The organism is Paenibacillus sp. GM1FR (assembly GCF_002803315.1).
In the GTDB taxonomy this organism is placed as follows: domain Bacteria; phylum Bacillota; class Bacilli; order Paenibacillales; family Paenibacillaceae; genus Paenibacillus; species Paenibacillus amylolyticus.
Map to the genome: position 1 here is coordinate 42,454 of NZ_MKZL01000067.1, position 17,856 is coordinate 60,309.

The window sequence follows — 17,856 nt, forward strand, 5'->3', positions numbered from 1 at the left end:
CTCGTTTCATGCATACTGCTAATAAGCCTTGAAGCTTATTGACAAAGAAATCACCCTGTGTGAGTATATTTAACATATAACTTGATTCATGAACATATCAGACACTATAAGCGAAAGGTCGGATTACCTTGCACTGGACTGAGCAGGAAAAAGAAAAACTCCTGATTACCGTGGCCGCTAACCTCGCCCGTGAACGCAGAGCACGCGGACTCAATTTGAATGTTCCCGAAGCCATCGCCTTGTTGACCTCTGAACTGATGGAACGAGCACGGGATGGAATGAGTGTTGCCGAATTAATGAGATACGGAGGCACCATCCTGACACGTGAAGACTGTATGGATGGTGTTCCCGATATGATTCCTGAAGTACAGGTAGAAGCCACATTTCCTGACGGTACAAAACTGGTTACTGTACATGAACCAATACGCTGAGAAAGGCAGGAGAAACCATGATTCCTGGTGAATACCGTTTGAAGCCAGATGACGACATCATCTGTCATCCGGATCGTTTAACCCTACGACTCCTTGTCCTTAACCGCGGCGACCGCCCCGTCCAAGTCGGCTCTCACGTTCACTTCTATGAAGTTAATGCAGCACTGGACTTTGATCGCACGTCAGCTTTTGGACATCGCCTGCACATTCCGGCAGGCACCGCAGTTCGCTTCGAACCCGGTGAAGAGAAACCTGTTGAACTCACGACCTTTGGCGGCAAACGCCAGATTCACGGGTTCAACGGATTAACCGAAGGCTCTGCGGATCAAGCCCCCGATCCAGTGAAACTGGAGGCATTCCTGAAGACGTTCTCCCCTCCCATACAAGATGGAGGTGAACCTTCATGAAACGAATGAGCCGTGAACAATACGCGTCCATGTTTGGACCAACAACCGGCGATGCCGTAAGACTTGCGGATACCGAACTATGGGCAGAGATTGAACATGATTATGCCGTATATGGAGATGAGAGCAAGTTCGGGGGCGGCAAGGTTATCCGCGACGGGATGGGCCAGTCTACTACTGCTCTGCGAAGCGACGGCACCCCTGATACTGTCATCACTAACGCTATCATTATCGATCATTGGGGCATTGTAAAAGCGGATATCGGCATTCGAGATGGTCACATCTGCGCCATTGGCAAATCCGGTAACCCGGATACAATGGATGGTGTTCATCCCGCACTGGTCATCGGTGCTTCCACCGAAATCATCGCCGGTGAAGGCATGATTGTAACCGCTGGCGGCATTGATACCCATATTCATTTCATCTGCCCACAGCAGATTCAGACTGCGTTATCCTCCGGGGTCACGACCATGATCGGCGGCGGAACAGGACCAGCAACAGGAACCAAAGCCACCACCTGCACACCAGGAGCCTGGCATATCCACCGGATGCTGGAGTCGGCAGAAGCTTTTCCCATGAACATCGGTTACCTTGGCAAAGGCAACAGTTCCAGCACCGCACCTTTAATCGAACAGATTGAAGCGGGTGTAATCGGCCTGAAGTTGCATGAAGATTGGGGCACTACCCCAAGCGCTATCGATGCCTGCCTGACTGCCGCCGGGGAACATGATGTTCAAGTCGCTATCCATACCGATACATTGAACGAAACCGGATTTCTCGAAAACACCCTGGCCGCAATCAACGGCCGGACGATCCACACGTACCATACGGAAGGCGCTGGTGGCGGACACGCACCGGATATTATCCGGGCCGCTGGGGAGTCCTACGTTATCCCCTCATCAACCAACCCAACACGACCGTACACACGCAACACTGTAGAAGAGCATCTCGATATGTTGATGGTGTGTCATCACCTGGACCCTTCCATCCCGGAAGATGTCGCTTTTGCGGATTCGCGGATTCGTCCCGAAACCATCGCAGCCGAAGACATTTTGCATGATCTTGGCGTGTTCAGCATCATCAGTTCCGATTCTCAAGCCATGGGCCGAGTGGGCGAAGTCATTATCCGCACCTGGCAGACAGCCGACAAAATGAAAAAACAGCGCGGCAAACTTGAGCTCAACCCGAATTCCCCCTCCGATAACGATCGGATCAAGCGATATGTCGCCAAGTACACCATCAATCCAGCTATCGCACACGGAATCGGTCATCTCGTCGGTTCGGTGGAAGTTGGCAAGCTGGCAGATCTAATCATATGGAAACCAGCCTACTTCGGAGTTAAACCCGAGATTGTCATCAAAGGTGGCATGATCACATTTGCCCAGATGGGTGATCCCAATGCGTCCATCCCGACACCTCAGCCCGTATTTGGCAGACCGATGTTCGGAGCCTATGGTAGCGCCATTGCCAGCGGATCGATCACCTTTGTCTCCCAAGCCGCAGCAGATGTAGGAATCAAAGAGTCATTGGGCCTGAAAAAACGGGTTGAACCCGTCAAAGGCTGCCGCTCGGTCAGCAAAAAAGACATGATTCATAACGACGTCGCCCCTGTCATTGAAGTCGATCCCGAAACCTACGAGGTACGCGCCGACGGCGAGCTACTCACCTGTGAACCCGCAGACGAGTTGCCTATGGCACAGCGGTACTTTATGTTTTGATAGGAATACGGATTAGCTGATAAGGGGGCACTCATGATGAACAGTGGCACGAAGCTACTCCGTTATGTTCAGCTGCTGGATTCGGCCCTGCCCATCGGTGGTTTCTCCCATTCCTTCGGTCTGGAAGCTTACACGCATGATGGCACCGTGCAAAATACCGCGCAGCTTGAACAGTTTATTCGCAGCCAGCTTCACTCCAGTCTTGTACGACTAGATGGTCTTGCCATCAAAGGCGTCTATCAGGCGATAAAACAGCAAGATGCCGCTCTACTTGCCCTGTATGACAAACGTGTCCACGCCCAGCGCTCCCCTCGGGAACTCAGGGAAAGCGGCCACAAGATGGGAAAGAGACTGCTCAAGCTGGCCCGTTCACTCTATCCATGGATGGACTTTTCCCTGATTGATGAGGCCATACGGGAATACGGTGCGTATTGTGGCATCACGACCATTCACGGTTATATCAACTATCAATTGGAGATTGAATTGGATGAAGCCGTTACCGGGCATCTGTATACCTCGGTGAACGCTTATGTGAACAGTGCACTTCGCCTGCTGCCCATCGGACAAACCGAAGCGCAGATGTTGATTCAGAAACTGCTTGATGATATCGAAGCGGAATGGGCGCTTATTCGGGACAATGACCCGGAGGATATGCACAGCTTCGGAATCGCCCAGGAAATCTACGCCATGCGGCATGAGACCTTACCCGCGCGGCTGTTTATGTCTTAACTACAACTTTTATCTAACTTAGGAGGAATTGTTATGTGTGGAGGAGCTAATCATACGCATCATCCGGAGTGGGAACGTAAGGCATTTGATCGGAGTCGTCCGATGCGAATCGGAATTGGCGGACCGGTAGGTTCAGGTAAAACAGCCCTTGTGGAGAAGCTGTCCAAGGCACTGCGTACACGTTATAGCCTTGCTGTCATCACCAATGACATTTATACCAAGGAAGATGCCGAGATTTTGCTGCGTCAGAATGCACTGGCACCAGAGCGTATTATCGGCGTAGAGACAGGCGGATGCCCGCACACCGCTATTCGCGAGGACGCCTCCATGAATTTCGAAGCGGTTGACGAGTTGATTGAACGCTTCCCGGATCTGCAATTGATCTTCATCGAGAGCGGCGGCGACAATCTCTCTGCTGCATTCAGTCCGGAACTGGCTGATGTATTCATCTACATTATCGACGTTGCTCAAGGAGAGAAACTCCCTCGCAAAGGCGGTCCCGGCATCACGCGTTCAGATCTGCTGTTAATCAACAAAACCGACCTCGCCCCTTACGTTGGCGCAAGCCTGGAAGTTATGAAAAATGATACCGAACGGGTACGCGAAGGCCGCCCTTATGTCATGTCTAATCTAATGAGCGGTGAAGGTGTATCCGAGATTGTCCACTGGCTCGAACATCAATACATGGATGACGATGCTTCCGCTGCACATCTGCATTCATACAGCCATGAACATGGCACTCACTCGCATTAATTCATCTTCTGTCCCAACGGGAACAGAGATAAATGGGAATGAAAGTGCAGGTGCGCCCGTCACACGCCGCAGCGAGCTTCGGGCCACCTTTGCCTTTCAAGGCGAGCGCACTGTCATGACTGATCGTTATTACAGCGCACCACTCCGGTTTAGCCGATCCTTTCGACCTCCCGGAGGCGGAACCGAATTATGTGTGTACACGTCAGACGTCTCTCCTGGCGTCCTTAACGGGGATCACTATCATTCCAAGTGGGAATTAGGTGAAGGCACCCATGTCATGCTGAGCAGCACATCTGCTACCAGACTTCATCCTACACCTTCCATTCCCTCATCCGTTAATCATCACTTTCGGTTGGGAAAAGGGGCCACGCTGGAATACTTCCCTGAATGCGTCATCCCTTTCAAGGGAAGTTCTTCTGCGCTCGCTGTAACCTTTGAGCTGGAAGAACAGGCAATCCTGGCCTATGCAGATATCTGGTCTGCCGGACGGATTCATCGGGGAGAAGCGTTCCAATTCGAGCGTTACCGCAGCTTGACGGAGATATGGCAAGGTGAACAACTGGCTGTCTGGGATCGATTCGGACTCGAACCGGATACCGATGATCCCAAACACTCAGCGTCTCTCCTTCACTACACACATACCGCTGCGTTATGGATGATTGCCCCAGGGCTTGGTACTGCGGAGTTGGAGCAAGTCAGATCTGTGCTACCACCAGATGGACGAATGCTCGCAGGCGCAAGTTTGCTGGCATCAGGTGGAATCGGTGTTCGACTCCTCGGCATGGCAGCCTGGGAACTTCAGGAGCAATGTCTTCAGATCTGGAACACACTCCGCCCACATCTGCTGGGCAAAGAAACTCTTGTCTTTCGTAAATAAGGACATCAAGCGTAGTTAACACCAAAAAACCTCTGAACTGTCTCCGAGTGTGTTCGGATTAGTCCAGAGGTTTTTGTACATTCAGTCTATGGATGCTGCTCATATCACTTACGCTTCGTTTTCCTCAGAATCGTTCTCTGATTTGTTCTCAGGTTTATAGCGATAGTCGCCAGCATCCTTACTTTCCTTGGATTTACGGTAACGGGTGAACTCAATATATTCGCTGATAAAAGACTGTTCCACAGTCGATAATTCACTTTCTTGGCAATTCAATTGCCGCAAAACGTCAAAAAAATAATCCTCCCGTTTTTCCCGAACCATCGCTTCCTTCGATGGACGTCCAATCATGAGCCAGTCGAGGCTCACATCAAAAAACGAAGCAATCTCAATTAATTTATTCGTACTCGGAATAGACTTGCCACGTTTCCAATCACCCAGATTGCCTGTGCTAATCTTCAGCTGTTGGCAGAAAGCCTTCTTGGTCATTCCTCGTTCGGCAATCAGGTGTTCAATTCGCTCATAGATCGACTGCATACAAGAACCGCCTTCCAACCGTAATAATCAACTCATCTGCTTGAATTATACCACATTATTCCTGAATGCTCAGCCTTTATATGCCTGGAACAGGATGAGGTATATCGTATAACACAAAGATAGACTCCCATGAATGATCATAGAAGTCTATCTTATATTGTTGCTGTGATGCGGTCGAGAGGACTCGAACCTCCACGGGTATACACCCACTACCCCCTCAAGATAGCGTGTCTGCCATTCCACCACGACCGCATATTCAATTGTAAAAATGGTGAGCCATGAAGGGCTCGAACCTTCGACACCCTGATTAAAAGTCAGGTGCTCTACCAACTGAGCTAATGGCTCTTGCTGTAAACTTCACCGGATGTGCCATGCTTCATTCTTGTCTATAAGAGCAATGACTTTGAGGATTACTCATCGAAAATGTAGATCTCATGAGGTGGTGAAGATATGACCCGTAGGGGATTCGAACCCCTGTTACCTCCGTGAAAGGGAGGTGTCTTAACCCCTTGACCAACGGGCCTTAATAACAAGTTGTCTTTCTTGGCGACAAGAATGAGTATACCACAGGACAATTTGAACTTGCAATACTTTTTTTAAAATTTATTTTTCAAGCCTTTTTGTCCATTGCATACTGTTCTTCAGAGCCCCGTTATTAGCCACCTCCCGTTCATGCCAATGTCATCCCCGTGCAGGAATAATGTAAACCATCCATCAAAACACTTATAAAAACTTACGTTCACTTATAATATTGCAAATCACATTAAGAATACTTATAATTAAAGTATCAGTATAAGTACGGTCATCCATACACTCGGAGGTGACATGTTTGTTTCAAGAAGAACGAATGCAGCTCATTGTTGAACATCTACGCAAACACAATCGCATCTCAGCCGATGATATTGTCGCCTTGTTTGATGTATCACGGGATACTGCACGCAGGGATCTGATTAAGCTTGAGGAACAGGATGCCATTATCCGAACACGTGGCGGCGCGATTCTCCCCCCTCCTCCGCAAGAATTCAGATCCTACAAAGACCGTTTACTCGATGTATCTGAGGAAAAGAGGGCCATTGGCAAACTCGCTGCGGCCATTGTAAGGGAAGGCGAGATCATTATTCTGGACTCTTCCACGACTGTACAGGCCTGTGCCGAGAACTTAAACGGCAAATCCTGTACCGTCATTACTAATTCGATTCATTCCGCTGATCTTCTCTCCAATCACACTGCTGTCCAGATTCGTTTGCTCGGAGGCAAAGTAGATAAGGAACAACGTTATGTCTACGGTACTTCTGTTATCGAGACCCTCTCCCACTATTATGTAGATAAAGCCTTTATCGGAATTGGCGGTATCACCATGGATGGCTTCAGTGCTTCCGAAGAGGAAGGGAAAATTAAACACCAAATGATGAAAGCTGCCAAGAAAGTTGTTGTTCTTGCAGATCAATCCAAGTTTGATAGACGTTATGGTTATCGTTTTGCCGACTGGTCATTGGTGGATGTGTTGATTACGGATCAATGGCCAACCAAAGAATGGCTTGTTTTTCTAGCCGAACAACAGGTTGAGATTCTCATTCCTGAACCTACAGATGATAAGGAGTTGTAAATATATGAAATTATTTGCCACAGATTTAGATGGAACTTTGTTGAACATAGATAGCCAGATTAGCCCGGAGAATGCCGCAGCCATCCAAAAGGCCCAGCAATCCGGTATGAAAGTTACCATTGCAACAGGACGTGTCTATTCCGATGTTGTGACCATCAGCCGCGAAGGTGGAATCAAAACCCCGATTATCGGCTCCAACGGAGCGACAATTCATGATGCAGACGGTGAACGTTTATTCCATCTTCCGCTCGATCGTGACACAGCAGCTTCCGTCATGCAGTGGCTGGAAGATCATGATGTCTATTATGAGGCTTCAACACAACAAGGCATCTATGCCCCGCGTAGCAGTCATGAGACCTTGCTCGCCGAAATGGAACGTGTTCTTGGTTCAAACCCTGGTGAGGACATTGCACGCATGATTCGCTCCATCAAGAAACACTATGACAAAAAAGACTACCACCGCGTAAACAGCCATCTCGAAATTCCGGCAGAAGCCTACATCTATAATATTATGGCCTTCTCCATGAATCCGGACAAAGTAAAGACAGGACGAGAATACTTCGCTTCCCGATCTGATGTCGCTATGGTTGTATCCTTTGAGCATAACTTCGAAATGCAGCACCCGGACGTCTCCAAAGGTAATGCCCTCACCAAACTGGCGGCTCACCTGAACATCTCCATGGAGGATACAGTAGCTATTGGCGATAACTTCAATGATGTCTCCATGTTAAAAATGGCAGGACTCGGCATCGCCATGGGTAATGGCGAACCCGAGATCCAGGCATTAGCCAAAGCCATAACGCTGACCAATGTGGAGCACGGTGTAGCCCATGCCATCGAGTGCCTGCTTGAAGGTAAACCGGTATCCCGCCCTGAAACGATTGTCGGGGAAGGTCAGTAATTGGAATTGGACCCATACTGAATTAAGTACTGAACCTGCATGATCACCTGTTGATCCATGCAGGTTCTCTTCATTTTAACTCCGCAGATCGAACGTGAGGCACGTCCTGTAACAAAATAATCAGTTGCTCGCCCCGGTATGAACCCGGTAGTTGCAATGTGAACTCAAGCACAGTCTCTTCCACGGAGTCTGTGCTTGTTTGCTGTTCTGTCTTAAATCCGATGACCGAGATCTTCTCCTGTCCCAGCAGTGCCAAAACAGTCTTCAGGGCCTCTCCTTCATTTTGCAGATGGATGGTTAAAGTCTCTGTTCGGGCGGATACCAGCCAGCGTGTGGGTCTATGCAGTAACATCTGTGCCACGACAATAATCAGCGTCACGCCTGCACCCGTCCAATACAGACCTGAACCCACAGCAAGTCCCATGCCTGCCGTAGCCCATATGCCAGCCGCTGTGGTCAATCCCCTGACCGTGTGACGCTGTGTGAAGATCATGCCCGCTCCAATGAACCCCACACCGCTAACGACTTGTGCAGCGATCCTTGAAGGGTCAAGGGACAGATTGTCCCAGCCAGCCTGATCCTGGAATCCGTATTTCGATACAATCATCATCAGGGCAGCACCAACGGCGACCACAAAATGAGTACGGATTCCCGCTTCTTTCATTCGGTTTTTGCGCTCATATCCAATTAGCACACCACATATTCCAGCTATGAGTACACGCATCAAATATTCCACTTCCATGCACATCACCTCTTTCATTATGTATATGCTTACATGAGTCTATCTTTACTATTACCCAATCTTTACATGACTAATAAAGAACTTCTACTCAGGTCAATTCTCTGCCCGGAAATTTTCCCCTTGTCTCTTGCCCAATCCGAAATAATGTCTGAAATTATATATCAGCGGATGCCATTCCTCTGGATTAATTTTGTTCGGTCCAGATATTAGTCTTGTGTGCGCGTGCACCTTCAACGCTTTCACTTCAACAATCGCCATGAACGGTGTATGTTCGGGAATACGTATGTGTTGTACAGCCGCTTCAACCTGGAGCGGACATTCAACTATTTTATCTGGAGCCACCTGAACCGAGCATTCAGATGTCAGTCCAGCTACAGTGAATTTATCATGACAATATTCATAGCCCATCTTCCTTTTCTCCTCAGGAACCGGTGTGACTCCCGTATAACGACCCAATGCCTCAACCTGTTTCCACATGTTCGCATCCGGCAGATTAATTACACACTCCGGGTGTCGACTCAGATTTTCATAGGCTTTGCCGTGTGTCCCTAGACCGAGAACCAGACAATCCCCCAGTGCCCAAGACGAGGATAATGGTGACAGGTTGGTTGATCCATCCTCATTTAATGTGCTCAGCAGCACTACAGGCGTACCATAATATAAAATACTGGGATTAATCGTCTCATGTTGAATCACTTCTGGACTCGCAGACAACTGCTCTGTAGCAAAGTCCTGTTTCGTTATCTTTTTCATCCTGTACCTCTCCTGTTCCCATTCCAATGCTTTATAAGCTCAATCTGACCCATATGGGACGATACAACTCGATTGTAATACAGTAATAGTTCAGGTATGATCGAAGTATGAATGTATATCCGAATATTACTGTTATTGCGTCGTTAATCGCTGATCCAAGCCGCGCTATTTTTCTGTCATCCTTACTTGATGGCCGTGCGTTGCCTGCAGGAGAGCTTGCTCATATGGCAAGTGTCACTCCCCAGACGGCAAGCAGCCATCTAGCTAAACTCGTAGAGGGAGGATTACTCGAAGTTGAACAACAAGGACGCCACCGATACTACCGTCTTGCAAACAAAGAAATTGCTAATCTGATTGAAAGCATGGCCAGTATTGCTCCGCCTGTACAGATCCGCTCTCTCAAACAATCCGATCAGCTTCAACAACTGAGTCATGCACGGACCTGTTATGGTCATCTGGCCGGGAAATTGGGAATCTCGCTCTGTGAAGCCTTAGTACAAAAGGGGTATCTTTCAGACCCCGAAGAGGCACACAGCAAGGATTATCAAGTTACAGAGAAAGGAATACAGTGGTTCACTACGTTCGGAATTGAACTTCAGATGAAGCCGGGATCACGCCGTGCCCTCGCTCGCAAATGTCTGGATTGGAGCGAACGCCGTCATCATCTCTCAGGTATGCTTGGGGAACAACTCAGACATCGGTTAGCGGAACTGGACTGGATTCGTCAAAAAACAGGAAGTCGCTCTGTCGAAGTAACGGAAGCAGGCAAGAAAGGTTTATACGAGATGTTGAGCATTTCACTTTAGGCTGAGGCGTACACCAGGGATAAGCAAAGATCAGTAAACGCAAAAAATCCCCTTCACACTGACCGTTAACCGGTCTAATGTGAAGAGGATTTTTTGTGCAATCAGAACGGAGAAAGAGGAGTACTCTCACTTCGTTCGAGACTGCGAAGTATTGCTAACGAAGCTTATGCTCCGACGAACCTTTAGGGTTCTCATCCCTTTGCAGAGAAGTTTAATTCAGAACGGAGAGAGAGGGATTCGAACCCTCGCACCGCTTACGCAGTCTAACCCCTTAGCAGAGGGTCCCCTTATAGCCACTTGGGTATCTCTCCAAGAAATGGCTCCCCGAACAGGGCTCGAACCTGTGACAACTCGATTAACAGTCGAGTGCTCTACCAACTGAGCTATCAGGGAAAATTAACTTGAATAAGATTAATCTACCATGATTAATAATCCAAGTCAACATCCCTTCCATCACTTTCTTTAATACATTGAACGAAACGCACATCAGATATTCTGAAGCCCCAGTTTTCCCGCACAACGACCACAACGATAACGCTTCGGATCTATTTTCCGTTTGCGCAAATATTCCGTACCACAGCTCTTGCACACCAGCTTATAACGATATGGCAACGGCTTTCTGCCTTTGCCGTCAGGAAGTGATTGGCAGTAACGCGAGCCGCCAACCTTCTGCAATAAAGCCTTGAATTCCGGATCACGATGCTGATAGCCGCGCCCACGAATATGCAGATGATAGTGACACAGCTCATGCTTGATGATTTTCTCAACCTCATCTCGCCCATAGGCTTCGAGTTGATGCGGATTGATCTCAATCCGGTGACTTTTCAGCATATAACGCCCCCCCGTCGTGGTCAGGCGACTGTTAAACAACGCTTCATGGGTGAACGGCACTCCGAAATGATCCAGTGATACCTGTTCAATCCATTGTTGCAATTCCTCATTTTCCATCGATATCCTCTCCTTGCACCCCCTCGGAGCATTTGTTTTTCCGGTATAATACTTGAATTTTAACCGTTTCGTAGGCTACACTGTCAAGTAGAATGTATGAGGGGAGATTATTACTCGTTATGCCTACAATGCGCTATGTCATCCTGCAGCAGGAACAACACTTGCAGTTCGTGGAAATGCCCGCAGATTACGCCTATCAACTCAGTGCGCTCAACCTGCGCCTGCACAAGGAAATTGATAAACTCACTGCAGCAGATGTCCCTGTCCTGCCTTGGGCGATCGCCGAATGTGACAGCCTCGATCTCCTAAACGAAAATCTTACTATCATCGGCGGCCTTGATTATATCAATGCGCTTGAAGAATCTTTTGCAGTACTACGTGAAAGCCATTATCCTTTGATTTCTCTGCTTACCGAAATCCGGGCTCTTCAGGCCCAATTGGAACAATGGTATGAAGAAGAGATGGAAGCTCTCTAATTCACCGCAGGTATCATTTTATAATGATGAGAACGAAAAGCACATTTCCCTGAATTGGGATTTGTGCTTTTTTTTAAGTGAATAAGATTGATTTGCCGGAGGGCTCCACTTATCCCGCACAGTCCAGGCTATTGCCACATATGCTAACGTACAGATGAATTATGCAAGAGGAGGAGATACCCTTGCCTCAATGGCTTTGCAATCAACTGATGCGTGCATTTCACAAAAAGGACAGCCGGCAAATCAAGTTGCTGAACGAATGCTGGTTCTTTTATCGTAACAAACCAGCAAATGGCACACCACGCAGCGCGGAGAACGAACTTTAAGAGGTTGTTCATAAAAGTCTGCTTTGGATTACGAAAGATGGCCTTTTGAACACGCACTTTAAGAAAATGCACATATTGCCCACCGTACTTACTAGAGGAATTAGAACGGATAACGGGACTATTACTGTCGACAACAAACAGCCTTCCTGGTTAGGGAAGGCTGTTCTCCAATCCTACTATTTAAGAAGACTGTTGCGCAGAAGCAGGCTTCTTCATCGTCAGGCCGACACGGCCTTTTTTGGTATCCACACTCATAACCCAGACCGTTACATTATCCCCGACAGACACAACGTCCATCGGATGTTTAACATATCCGTTGCTGAGCTGTGAAATATGGACAAGCCCATCACTCTTGATCCCAATATCAACAAAGGCACCAAAATCAATAACGTTCCGAACCGTACCTTGCAGCTCCATGCCTTCCACCAGATCCTCAATTTTCAATACATCTGTACGGAAGATTGGCAACGGCATTTCTTCACGCGGGTCACGCCCCGGACGCTGCAAGCTGTCCAGAATGTCACGCAATGTAGGCACACCTACGTCCAGTTTCACAGCCAATTGTTCTGGCTGTTGCTCTGACAGTAATACCGACAGTTCCTTGCTGCCCAGCTTGTCCAGTGCAACCTGAAGCTCCTTGAACAGCTGATCCACTACCTTGTAAGACTCAGGGTGAATAGGTGTACGGTCCAGCGGGTTCTCTCCCTCACCAATACGCATAAATCCTACGCACTGCTCATAGGTTTTGGCACCCAGACGTGGCACCTTCTGCAGCTGACGGCGGTTCGTAAACCGGCCATTTTCTTCACGGTACTTCACGATGTTTTTGGCAATCGTAGCGTTAACTCCGGCAACATATGACAGCAACGAAGGTGATGCTGTATTCACATCCACACCCACATGGTTAACTGCGGATTCCACGACAGCCTTCAGGCTTTCTTCGAGAATCTTCTGGGATACGTCATGCTGATATTGACCCACGCCAATGGCTTTTGGATCAATCTTAACCAACTCCGCCAGCGGGTCTTGTACCCGGCGAGCAATGGAAGCTGCACTGCGCTCCGCAACATCCAGATCAGGGAATTCTTCCTGGGCCAGCTTGGATGCAGAATATACACTCGCGCCTGCTTCGTTAACAATCAGATACACAAGACTTTCATCACCGTTCTCCTGAATGATCTCGGCAACAAACTGCTCCGTCTCACGTGATCCGGTACCATTACCAATGACGATCAGTCCGATATCATATTGCTTGATCATGCGATGGAATACTTCGGCAGCTTCACGTTTCTTGTTGTGTGGTGGCGTTGGGTAGGTCACAGCCACTTCCAGCAGTTTGCCCGTATCATCTACTACAGCCAGTTTACAACCGGTACGATAGGCCGGATCGACACCCAGCACACGTTTGCCATGAATCGGCGGTTGAAGCAACAGGTTACGCAGATTGGCCGAGAATACCGATATGGCCTGATTTTCACCTTTTTCCGTAAGTTCTCCACGAACTTCACGCTCAATGGAAGGCGCAATCAGCCGCTTGTATGCATCTTCAATCACATCACGCAGGATATCCTGCACGGCAGAAGCACCACGAATGATCTGTCCTTCCATATGGCGATGGGCCGGTTCTGCCTGTACGTCCAAGCCGACTTTCAGAATACTCTCACGTTCACCGCGATTAATTGCGAGAATACGGTGTGGAGGCATCTTTTTGGCTAGTTCGCGGTAATCATAATAATTCTCGTACACGGACTCCTCTTGAGCATCCTTCGCTTCTGAAGTCAGCATGCCGTGATCCAAGGTGTACCGACGAATCCAGGCACGAATGGCAGCATCGTCTGCGATATTCTCCGCGAGAATGTCTTTGGCTCCCTGAAGCGCCGACTCCGCATCTTCTACACCCAGTTCAGCATTGATATATTTCGCAGCTTCCTGGAGTACATCTCCTTGTTTCGGTTGACCCCAGATCCATACAGCAAGGGGCTCAAGACCTTTTTCCTTGGCCACACTGGCACGCGTTTTCCGCTTCTGACGGTAAGGTCGATACAAGTCTTCCACTTCCTGCAGCTTCACAGCTTGCGTAATGGATTGCTTCAGTTCTCCGGTCAGTTTGCCCTGTTCCTCTATAATACGGATGACTTCCAATTTGCGATCCTCAAGATTGCGCAGATAAACAATGCGTTCTTCAATCGATCGCAGCTGGTTCTCATCCAGCTCTCCAGTCATTTCTTTACGGTAGCGGGCGATAAATGGAATCGTATTGCCTTCGTCCAGAAGCTCCGACGTTGTACGGACCTGCTTCAAGGACAGTGACAGTTCCTTGGCTACCTGTTTGATGATTCGTTCATGGCGTTCTGCCTTTATTGTTTCTTCATTGGGTTCCAGAACCGTTTCCTGTTCAGACAAAATAAATCCCTCTTTCCTTCCTGAATCGTTCGTTACAATCATTTCAGGGCAGCTTTGCTGCTGTAATTACAGTATAGTTGAACCATTTGTTTCTTCCACTCTACCCTATATTATCACAGAATCACGTCCAGAATTCCATCAATCCGCAAGCATACAAGTTCTGACAGAATGATGTCATCCTCCAGCCTTCCCCATTACATCAAAAAAAGACCGAAAAACGTCATCACGACGCTCCCCGGTCCTTCCTTTTTTTTAAAAGCTTTAAATAAAATAGCAATCTAGACGCGCTCGAACCGGAACATTTCGCTCAGATAGTCTCCTGATGTGCTGCCTACCGAAATACCGCCATACATGAGGGCATCGCCGGTAAAGGTCTCCGATCCGCCTTTCAGACGGTAATCCGCATTAGGGTCCAATCCTTTCAGCTTCAGGCGCTGAAGTGGCGCATTGGGCTCAGAGAGCACACGGAAGTAGAATACAACAGCTTCGCTTCCGTCCGGTGCAATAAACATCCACGCCGTCTCATTGCCTTCAAACGGACTGAGCAAACGGCGGAATGTTCCATATTGAACCGTTCCACGAATCTCCTTGTACAGCTCAACCTGGGCTTTCACGATGTCGTTCTCTTCCTCCGTGAATTTTGTCAGGTCCAGCTCGTACCCGAAGTTGCCCGACATCGCAACATGTCCCCGAATCTCAAGAGAAGTGATCCGGTTGACCTGATGATTCGGTACCGCTGAGATATGCGATCCCATCGAACTTACCGGGTACACAAGACTCGTACCGTATTGAATCCGCAAGCGGGATATGGCATCCGTGTTATCACTTGTCCACGTCTGTGGCATGTAATACAGCATACCTGGATCGAAGCGGCCACCACCACCTGAACAGCTTTCGAACAGAATGTTCGGGAACGCCGAAGTGATTCGTTCCATAACATCATACAGTCCGAGCATGTAACGATGCGCTGTCTCACGCTGTCTATCTGCCGGAAGCAATGCAGAACCCACTTCCGTCATATTGCGGTTCATGTCCCATTTCACATAAGTGATTGGTGCAGAACCAAGTACGTCTGTTAACATGCGCACAATCTCATCACGTACATCCTGACGAGAGAAGTCGAGTACCAGTTGTTGACGTCCTTCTGTCCGGCGACGATCAGGCACATGCAGACACCAGTCCGGGTGCGCTCGGTACAGCTCACTGTCTGGTGAGATCATCTCAGGCTCAAACCACAATCCGAACTGCATATCCAGACCTGTTACGCGGTTAGCCAGATCATCCAATCCCTGTGGCAATTTCTTCTTATCTACAATCCAGTCGCCCAGCGAGGAGTTGTCACTGTCCCGATGTCCAAACCAGCCATCATCCAAGACAAACAGCTCAATACCCAGCTTCTGTCCGGCGCGAGCGATCTGCTCAATCTTGTCTGCATTGAATCCAAAGTAGGTTGCTTCCCAGTTATTGACCAGAACCGGACGTTCCGCATTACGGAACTTACCACGCGCAAGACGCTCCCGATACAATTCGTGGTAGGACTGTGACATGCCGTCCAAACCTGCAGCCGAGTAAACCATAACCGTCTCAGGTGTCTGGAACGTTTCTTGCGGCTCCAGCTTCCAGCTGAACTCGAACGGATTGATTCCGAGTGACACACGGGTGGTGTGGAACTGATCCACTTCAGCCTGTGCAGTGAAGCTGCCACTATAGACGAGACTGAATCCATAAACTTCACCTTGGTCTTCATCCGTGCCTGGTGTCATCAGTGCAATAAAAGGATTCTGCTGGTGACTGCTTGAACCGCGACGGCTCTCAATCCCTTGCAGGCCTGACGCAAGCGGTCTGCGAACAATATCACGTTCCCGTGTCCATGCACCTGACAACTGCAACAATTCATAATCCGCATGCGGGAAATCAACAGAAGAACTGAGCGCACGCACCACATTCACTGAGGTAGCGCTCTCATTAACGATACGCATCGAGCGTGTAATTGCATTAAATGCCGTAAAGGCTGTATAAGAAAGCTCGATTTTGATGCCTGCAACGCGGTCTTCCAACTCAATAACCAGCGTCTCTGCTTCTTCATCGGATTCAACATACGTCGCTGGCAGGCCGGTAAGCGCTGCCTTTCCTTTGATCAATCGATGACCTGTATACGTAAACTCCGAAACCGTCGAGCCATTCTCAAGTTCCAATTGGATAGCCGGATTACGGAAATCACTTGTGCCATACACGGGTAGTTCCACTGCCAATGTATCAAATGAAATTGTACGGTCCTCTGGTACCGGGTTCGGACTGAAAGATGCTCGTTCTGTCCGTACATGCAACCAGCTCAGATCGGTGTCGCGTAATTTTTTGCCATAATACAAATGCACCAAATATCCTGAAGGCAGTACCTGAAATACGTAACTGGCCTCGCGGGTCTGTAAATGAAATTGAAGTTTCTCTTGATTGATGTAAATGCTCATATGTCTCCTCCACCTCTATATATAGGTCTTTCGGTAAACGGTTTCTCAGGTTTCATTATAGCGAAAAGATCACCAATGTTCTACGCTTTCATCAAGCTTTAATCAAAAGAGCGCATAACAGCCCGAAGGATGTCATACGCTCTTTTGGTTACAGTCTGAATTCAGTGTGTTCCCTTACGGGAACATCCATTGCCAACGGACGGCAGGGCAGCGTACAAGACGCTGGTTGCTGCCTTAAAAATCGATTAAACCAAGGCTGATCTGTAAGGCTTCGTTGACCAATTTCATGGTCTCCTCGTCCAGATGGGTAATCTTGTCAGTCAGCCTCTGTTTATCAATCGTCCGTATTTGTTCGAGCAAAATAACCGAGTCCCGGTCAAAGCCGTGTGCCGCCGCGTCAATTTCAACATGCGTTGGCAGCTTTGCCTTCTGGATTTGGGCGGTGATAGCCGCCACAATACAAGTTGGACTAAACCGGTTGCCGATATCATTCTGGATCACCAGAACCGGCCTGACTCCACCTTGCTCGGAACCGACAACGGGAGAAAGATCCGCAAAAAAAACGTCACCACGTTTTACGATCAATGTCTACACCCCGCTAACTAAGCGGTCCAGAGTGCTGTCCGCATCTTCCTCCGCATGAAAGGCTTCGGATGCCATGGTCAGATTAATTTTTGCCATCTCCATGTACCCTCGCTGCATCGTTTCACGGATGTAACGTTTCTTACGCTCCGTTAAATACAGCTTCATAGCCTGCCTAATCAATTCGCTGCGGTTGGAATTCTCCAGCGCTACGATGCCATCCACTTCCTGCAAAAGATAATCAGGTAAACTGATCATGATCCGCTTGGTGTTCTGCAAGTTGGCCACCTTTCTTCCACCCCCACAAACCTTTCGCCATTGTGAACCAGTATTACGTTTTTCCAGAACTTTTATACAAAGGAATATATATGCCCCGAGTATATCAAGTATGCTGTACTC

General features: G+C 48.5%; 19 protein-coding genes and 5 tRNA genes. 11 read left to right on the forward strand and 13 right to left on the reverse strand.

From position 1 onward, the window contains the following. The first annotated feature begins 128 nt into the window (after window positions 1-128). The 6 genes from PAEAM_RS30690 to PAEAM_RS30715 are packed head-to-tail and all read left to right on the forward strand — an operon-like array spanning window position 129 to window position 4,912. Window positions 129-431 (forward strand): urease subunit gamma, encoded by a 303-nt coding sequence (locus PAEAM_RS30690; protein ID WP_100529941.1) that lies wholly within the window; start codon window positions 129-131, stop codon window positions 429-431. A 17-nt stretch (window positions 432-448) separates the two neighbouring features. Continuing rightward, window positions 449-838, forward strand: a complete 390-nt coding sequence (locus tag PAEAM_RS30695) for an urease subunit beta (protein ID WP_036610844.1) — start codon at window positions 449-451, stop codon at window positions 836-838. Next, window positions 835-2,553: an urease subunit alpha gene (gene ureC, locus PAEAM_RS30700; RefSeq protein ID WP_100529942.1), complete on the forward strand. Its 1,719-nt coding sequence runs from the start codon at window positions 835-837 to the stop codon at window positions 2,551-2,553. Before PAEAM_RS30695 ends, ureC begins: the two co-directional genes overlap by 4 nt. Before the next feature lie 33 nt (window positions 2,554-2,586). Next, complete coding sequence (locus tag PAEAM_RS30705; protein ID WP_081595027.1) at window positions 2,587-3,282, forward strand: urease accessory protein UreF; 696 nt, start codon at window positions 2,587-2,589, stop codon at window positions 3,280-3,282. A gap of 33 nt (window positions 3,283-3,315) precedes the next feature. Next, window positions 3,316-4,035 carry an urease accessory protein UreG gene (gene ureG / locus PAEAM_RS30710; RefSeq protein ID WP_100529943.1) on the forward strand — a complete coding sequence of 240 codons (720 nt, stop codon included), beginning with the start codon at window positions 3,316-3,318 and terminating at the stop codon, window positions 4,033-4,035. Next, window positions 4,016-4,912: an urease accessory protein UreD gene (locus PAEAM_RS30715; RefSeq protein WP_165790116.1), complete on the forward strand. Its 897-nt coding sequence runs from the start codon at window positions 4,016-4,018 to the stop codon at window positions 4,910-4,912. The genes ureG and PAEAM_RS30715 overlap by 20 nt, the downstream gene beginning before the upstream one ends. A gap of 108 nt (window positions 4,913-5,020) precedes the next feature. Here PAEAM_RS30715 and PAEAM_RS30720 read toward each other — a convergent pair whose 3' ends face one another. From PAEAM_RS30720 to PAEAM_RS30735, 4 genes are all read right to left on the reverse strand, one after another. Continuing rightward, on the reverse strand, window positions 5,021-5,446 hold the full coding sequence (locus PAEAM_RS30720) for a helix-turn-helix domain-containing protein (RefSeq protein ID WP_036610863.1): 426 nt from the start codon (window positions 5,444-5,446) through the stop codon (window positions 5,021-5,023). Window positions 5,447-5,615: 169 nt separating this feature from the next. Further along, window positions 5,616-5,698: transfer RNA gene (locus tag PAEAM_RS30725), tRNA-Leu, on the reverse strand. 17 nt (window positions 5,699-5,715) lie between these two features. After that, a tRNA-Lys gene (locus PAEAM_RS30730) sits at window positions 5,716-5,791 on the reverse strand. 106 nt (window positions 5,792-5,897) lie between these two features. Beyond that, a tRNA-Glu gene (locus PAEAM_RS30735) sits at window positions 5,898-5,969 on the reverse strand. 306 nt (window positions 5,970-6,275) lie between these two features. Here PAEAM_RS30735 and PAEAM_RS30740 point away from each other — a divergent pair. Together PAEAM_RS30740 and PAEAM_RS30745 are read left to right on the forward strand one after the other, a co-directional pair. Continuing rightward, window positions 6,276-7,052, forward strand: a complete 777-nt coding sequence (locus PAEAM_RS30740) for a DeoR/GlpR family DNA-binding transcription regulator (protein WP_047842021.1) — start codon at window positions 6,276-6,278, stop codon at window positions 7,050-7,052. A gap of 4 nt (window positions 7,053-7,056) precedes the next feature. Further along, window positions 7,057-7,953: a Cof-type HAD-IIB family hydrolase gene (locus PAEAM_RS30745; RefSeq protein WP_100529945.1), complete on the forward strand. Its 897-nt coding sequence runs from the start codon at window positions 7,057-7,059 to the stop codon at window positions 7,951-7,953. 70 nt (window positions 7,954-8,023) lie between these two features. Here the strand turns inward: PAEAM_RS30745 and PAEAM_RS30750 are convergent, their stop codons facing one another. Continuing rightward, window positions 8,024-8,695 carry an MgtC/SapB family protein gene (locus PAEAM_RS30750; protein ID WP_100529946.1) on the reverse strand — a complete coding sequence of 224 codons (672 nt, stop codon included), beginning with the start codon at window positions 8,693-8,695 and terminating at the stop codon, window positions 8,024-8,026. Between the two features lie 93 nt (window positions 8,696-8,788). Further along, the gene (locus PAEAM_RS30755) at window positions 8,789-9,448 is read right to left on the reverse strand and encodes a flavin reductase family protein (protein ID WP_100529947.1); all 660 of its coding nucleotides are present in this window, start codon (window positions 9,446-9,448) and stop codon (window positions 8,789-8,791) included. A gap of 107 nt (window positions 9,449-9,555) precedes the next feature. Here PAEAM_RS30755 and PAEAM_RS30760 point away from each other — a divergent pair, with 107 nt between their 5' ends. Beyond that, window positions 9,556-10,254 carry an ArsR/SmtB family transcription factor gene (locus PAEAM_RS30760; RefSeq protein WP_100529948.1) on the forward strand — a complete coding sequence of 233 codons (699 nt, stop codon included), beginning with the start codon at window positions 9,556-9,558 and terminating at the stop codon, window positions 10,252-10,254. 222 nt (window positions 10,255-10,476) lie between these two features. Here PAEAM_RS30760 and PAEAM_RS30765 read toward each other — a convergent pair. The 3 genes from PAEAM_RS30765 to PAEAM_RS30775 all read right to left on the reverse strand — a co-directional run bounded on the left by PAEAM_RS30765 (window position 10,477) and on the right by PAEAM_RS30775 (window position 11,202). Further along, window positions 10,477-10,565 (reverse strand) — tRNA-Ser (locus PAEAM_RS30765). A gap of 6 nt (window positions 10,566-10,571) precedes the next feature. After that, window positions 10,572-10,647: transfer RNA gene (locus PAEAM_RS30770), tRNA-Asn, on the reverse strand. A gap of 93 nt (window positions 10,648-10,740) precedes the next feature. Further along, window positions 10,741-11,202, reverse strand: a complete 462-nt coding sequence (locus PAEAM_RS30775; RefSeq protein ID WP_036669054.1) for a SprT family protein — start codon at window positions 11,200-11,202, stop codon at window positions 10,741-10,743. A gap of 119 nt (window positions 11,203-11,321) precedes the next feature. Here PAEAM_RS30775 and PAEAM_RS30780 point away from each other — a divergent pair, with 119 nt between their 5' ends. Next, entirely contained in the window at window positions 11,322-11,678 is a 357-nt protein-coding gene (locus tag PAEAM_RS30780; RefSeq protein WP_047842018.1) for a hypothetical protein, read from the forward strand. 182 nt (window positions 11,679-11,860) lie between these two features. Continuing rightward, window positions 11,861-12,004 carry a cortex morphogenetic protein CmpA gene (cmpA, locus tag PAEAM_RS30785; protein ID WP_017690033.1) on the forward strand — a complete coding sequence of 48 codons (144 nt, stop codon included), beginning with the start codon at window positions 11,861-11,863 and terminating at the stop codon, window positions 12,002-12,004. 180 nt (window positions 12,005-12,184) lie between these two features. On the opposite strand, the gene PAEAM_RS30790 is transcribed toward cmpA, so the two are convergent. The 4 genes from PAEAM_RS30790 to PAEAM_RS30805 all read right to left on the reverse strand — a co-directional run bounded on the left by PAEAM_RS30790 (window position 12,185) and on the right by PAEAM_RS30805 (window position 17,745). After that, window positions 12,185-14,407, reverse strand: a complete 2,223-nt coding sequence (locus PAEAM_RS30790; protein WP_036611182.1) for a Tex family protein — start codon at window positions 14,405-14,407, stop codon at window positions 12,185-12,187. 278 nt (window positions 14,408-14,685) lie between these two features. Then, window positions 14,686-16,875, reverse strand: a complete 2,190-nt coding sequence (locus tag PAEAM_RS30795; protein ID WP_100529949.1) for an alpha-galactosidase — start codon at window positions 16,873-16,875, stop codon at window positions 14,686-14,688. Between the two features lie 234 nt (window positions 16,876-17,109). After that, window positions 17,110-17,460: a type II toxin-antitoxin system PemK/MazF family toxin gene (locus tag PAEAM_RS30800; protein WP_024630714.1), complete on the reverse strand. Its 351-nt coding sequence runs from the start codon at window positions 17,458-17,460 to the stop codon at window positions 17,110-17,112. Window positions 17,461-17,463: 3 nt separating this feature from the next. Then, window positions 17,464-17,745, reverse strand: a complete 282-nt coding sequence (locus tag PAEAM_RS30805) for a CopG family ribbon-helix-helix protein (RefSeq protein WP_017690037.1) — start codon at window positions 17,743-17,745, stop codon at window positions 17,464-17,466. Window positions 17,746-17,856: the final 111 nt, after the last annotated feature.

Coding starts and splice junctions, on each gene's coding strand:
- PAEAM_RS30695 (WP_036610844.1), top strand. CDS start 449: ATGATTCCTGGTGAATACCGTTTGAAGCCAGATGACGACATCATCTGT.
- ureC (WP_100529942.1), top strand. CDS start 835: ATGAAACGAATGAGCCGTGAACAATACGCGTCCATGTTTGGACCAACA.
- PAEAM_RS30705 (WP_081595027.1), top strand. CDS start 2,587: ATGATGAACAGTGGCACGAAGCTACTCCGTTATGTTCAGCTGCTGGAT.
- ureG (WP_100529943.1), top strand. CDS start 3,316: ATGTGTGGAGGAGCTAATCATACGCATCATCCGGAGTGGGAACGTAAG.
- PAEAM_RS30715 (WP_165790116.1), top strand. CDS start 4,016: ATGGCACTCACTCGCATTAATTCATCTTCTGTCCCAACGGGAACAGAG.
- PAEAM_RS30720 (WP_036610863.1), bottom strand. CDS start 5,446: ATGCAGTCGATCTATGAGCGAATTGAACACCTGATTGCCGAACGAGGA.
- PAEAM_RS30745 (WP_100529945.1), top strand. CDS start 7,057: ATGAAATTATTTGCCACAGATTTAGATGGAACTTTGTTGAACATAGAT.
- PAEAM_RS30750 (WP_100529946.1), bottom strand. CDS start 8,695: ATGGAAGTGGAATATTTGATGCGTGTACTCATAGCTGGAATATGTGGT.
- PAEAM_RS30755 (WP_100529947.1), bottom strand. CDS start 9,448: ATGAAAAAGATAACGAAACAGGACTTTGCTACAGAGCAGTTGTCTGCG.
- PAEAM_RS30760 (WP_100529948.1), top strand. CDS start 9,556: ATGAATGTATATCCGAATATTACTGTTATTGCGTCGTTAATCGCTGAT.
- PAEAM_RS30775 (WP_036669054.1), bottom strand. CDS start 11,202: ATGGAAAATGAGGAATTGCAACAATGGATTGAACAGGTATCACTGGAT.
- PAEAM_RS30780 (WP_047842018.1), top strand. CDS start 11,322: ATGCCTACAATGCGCTATGTCATCCTGCAGCAGGAACAACACTTGCAG.
- PAEAM_RS30795 (WP_100529949.1), bottom strand. CDS start 16,875: ATGAGCATTTACATCAATCAAGAGAAACTTCAATTTCATTTACAGACC.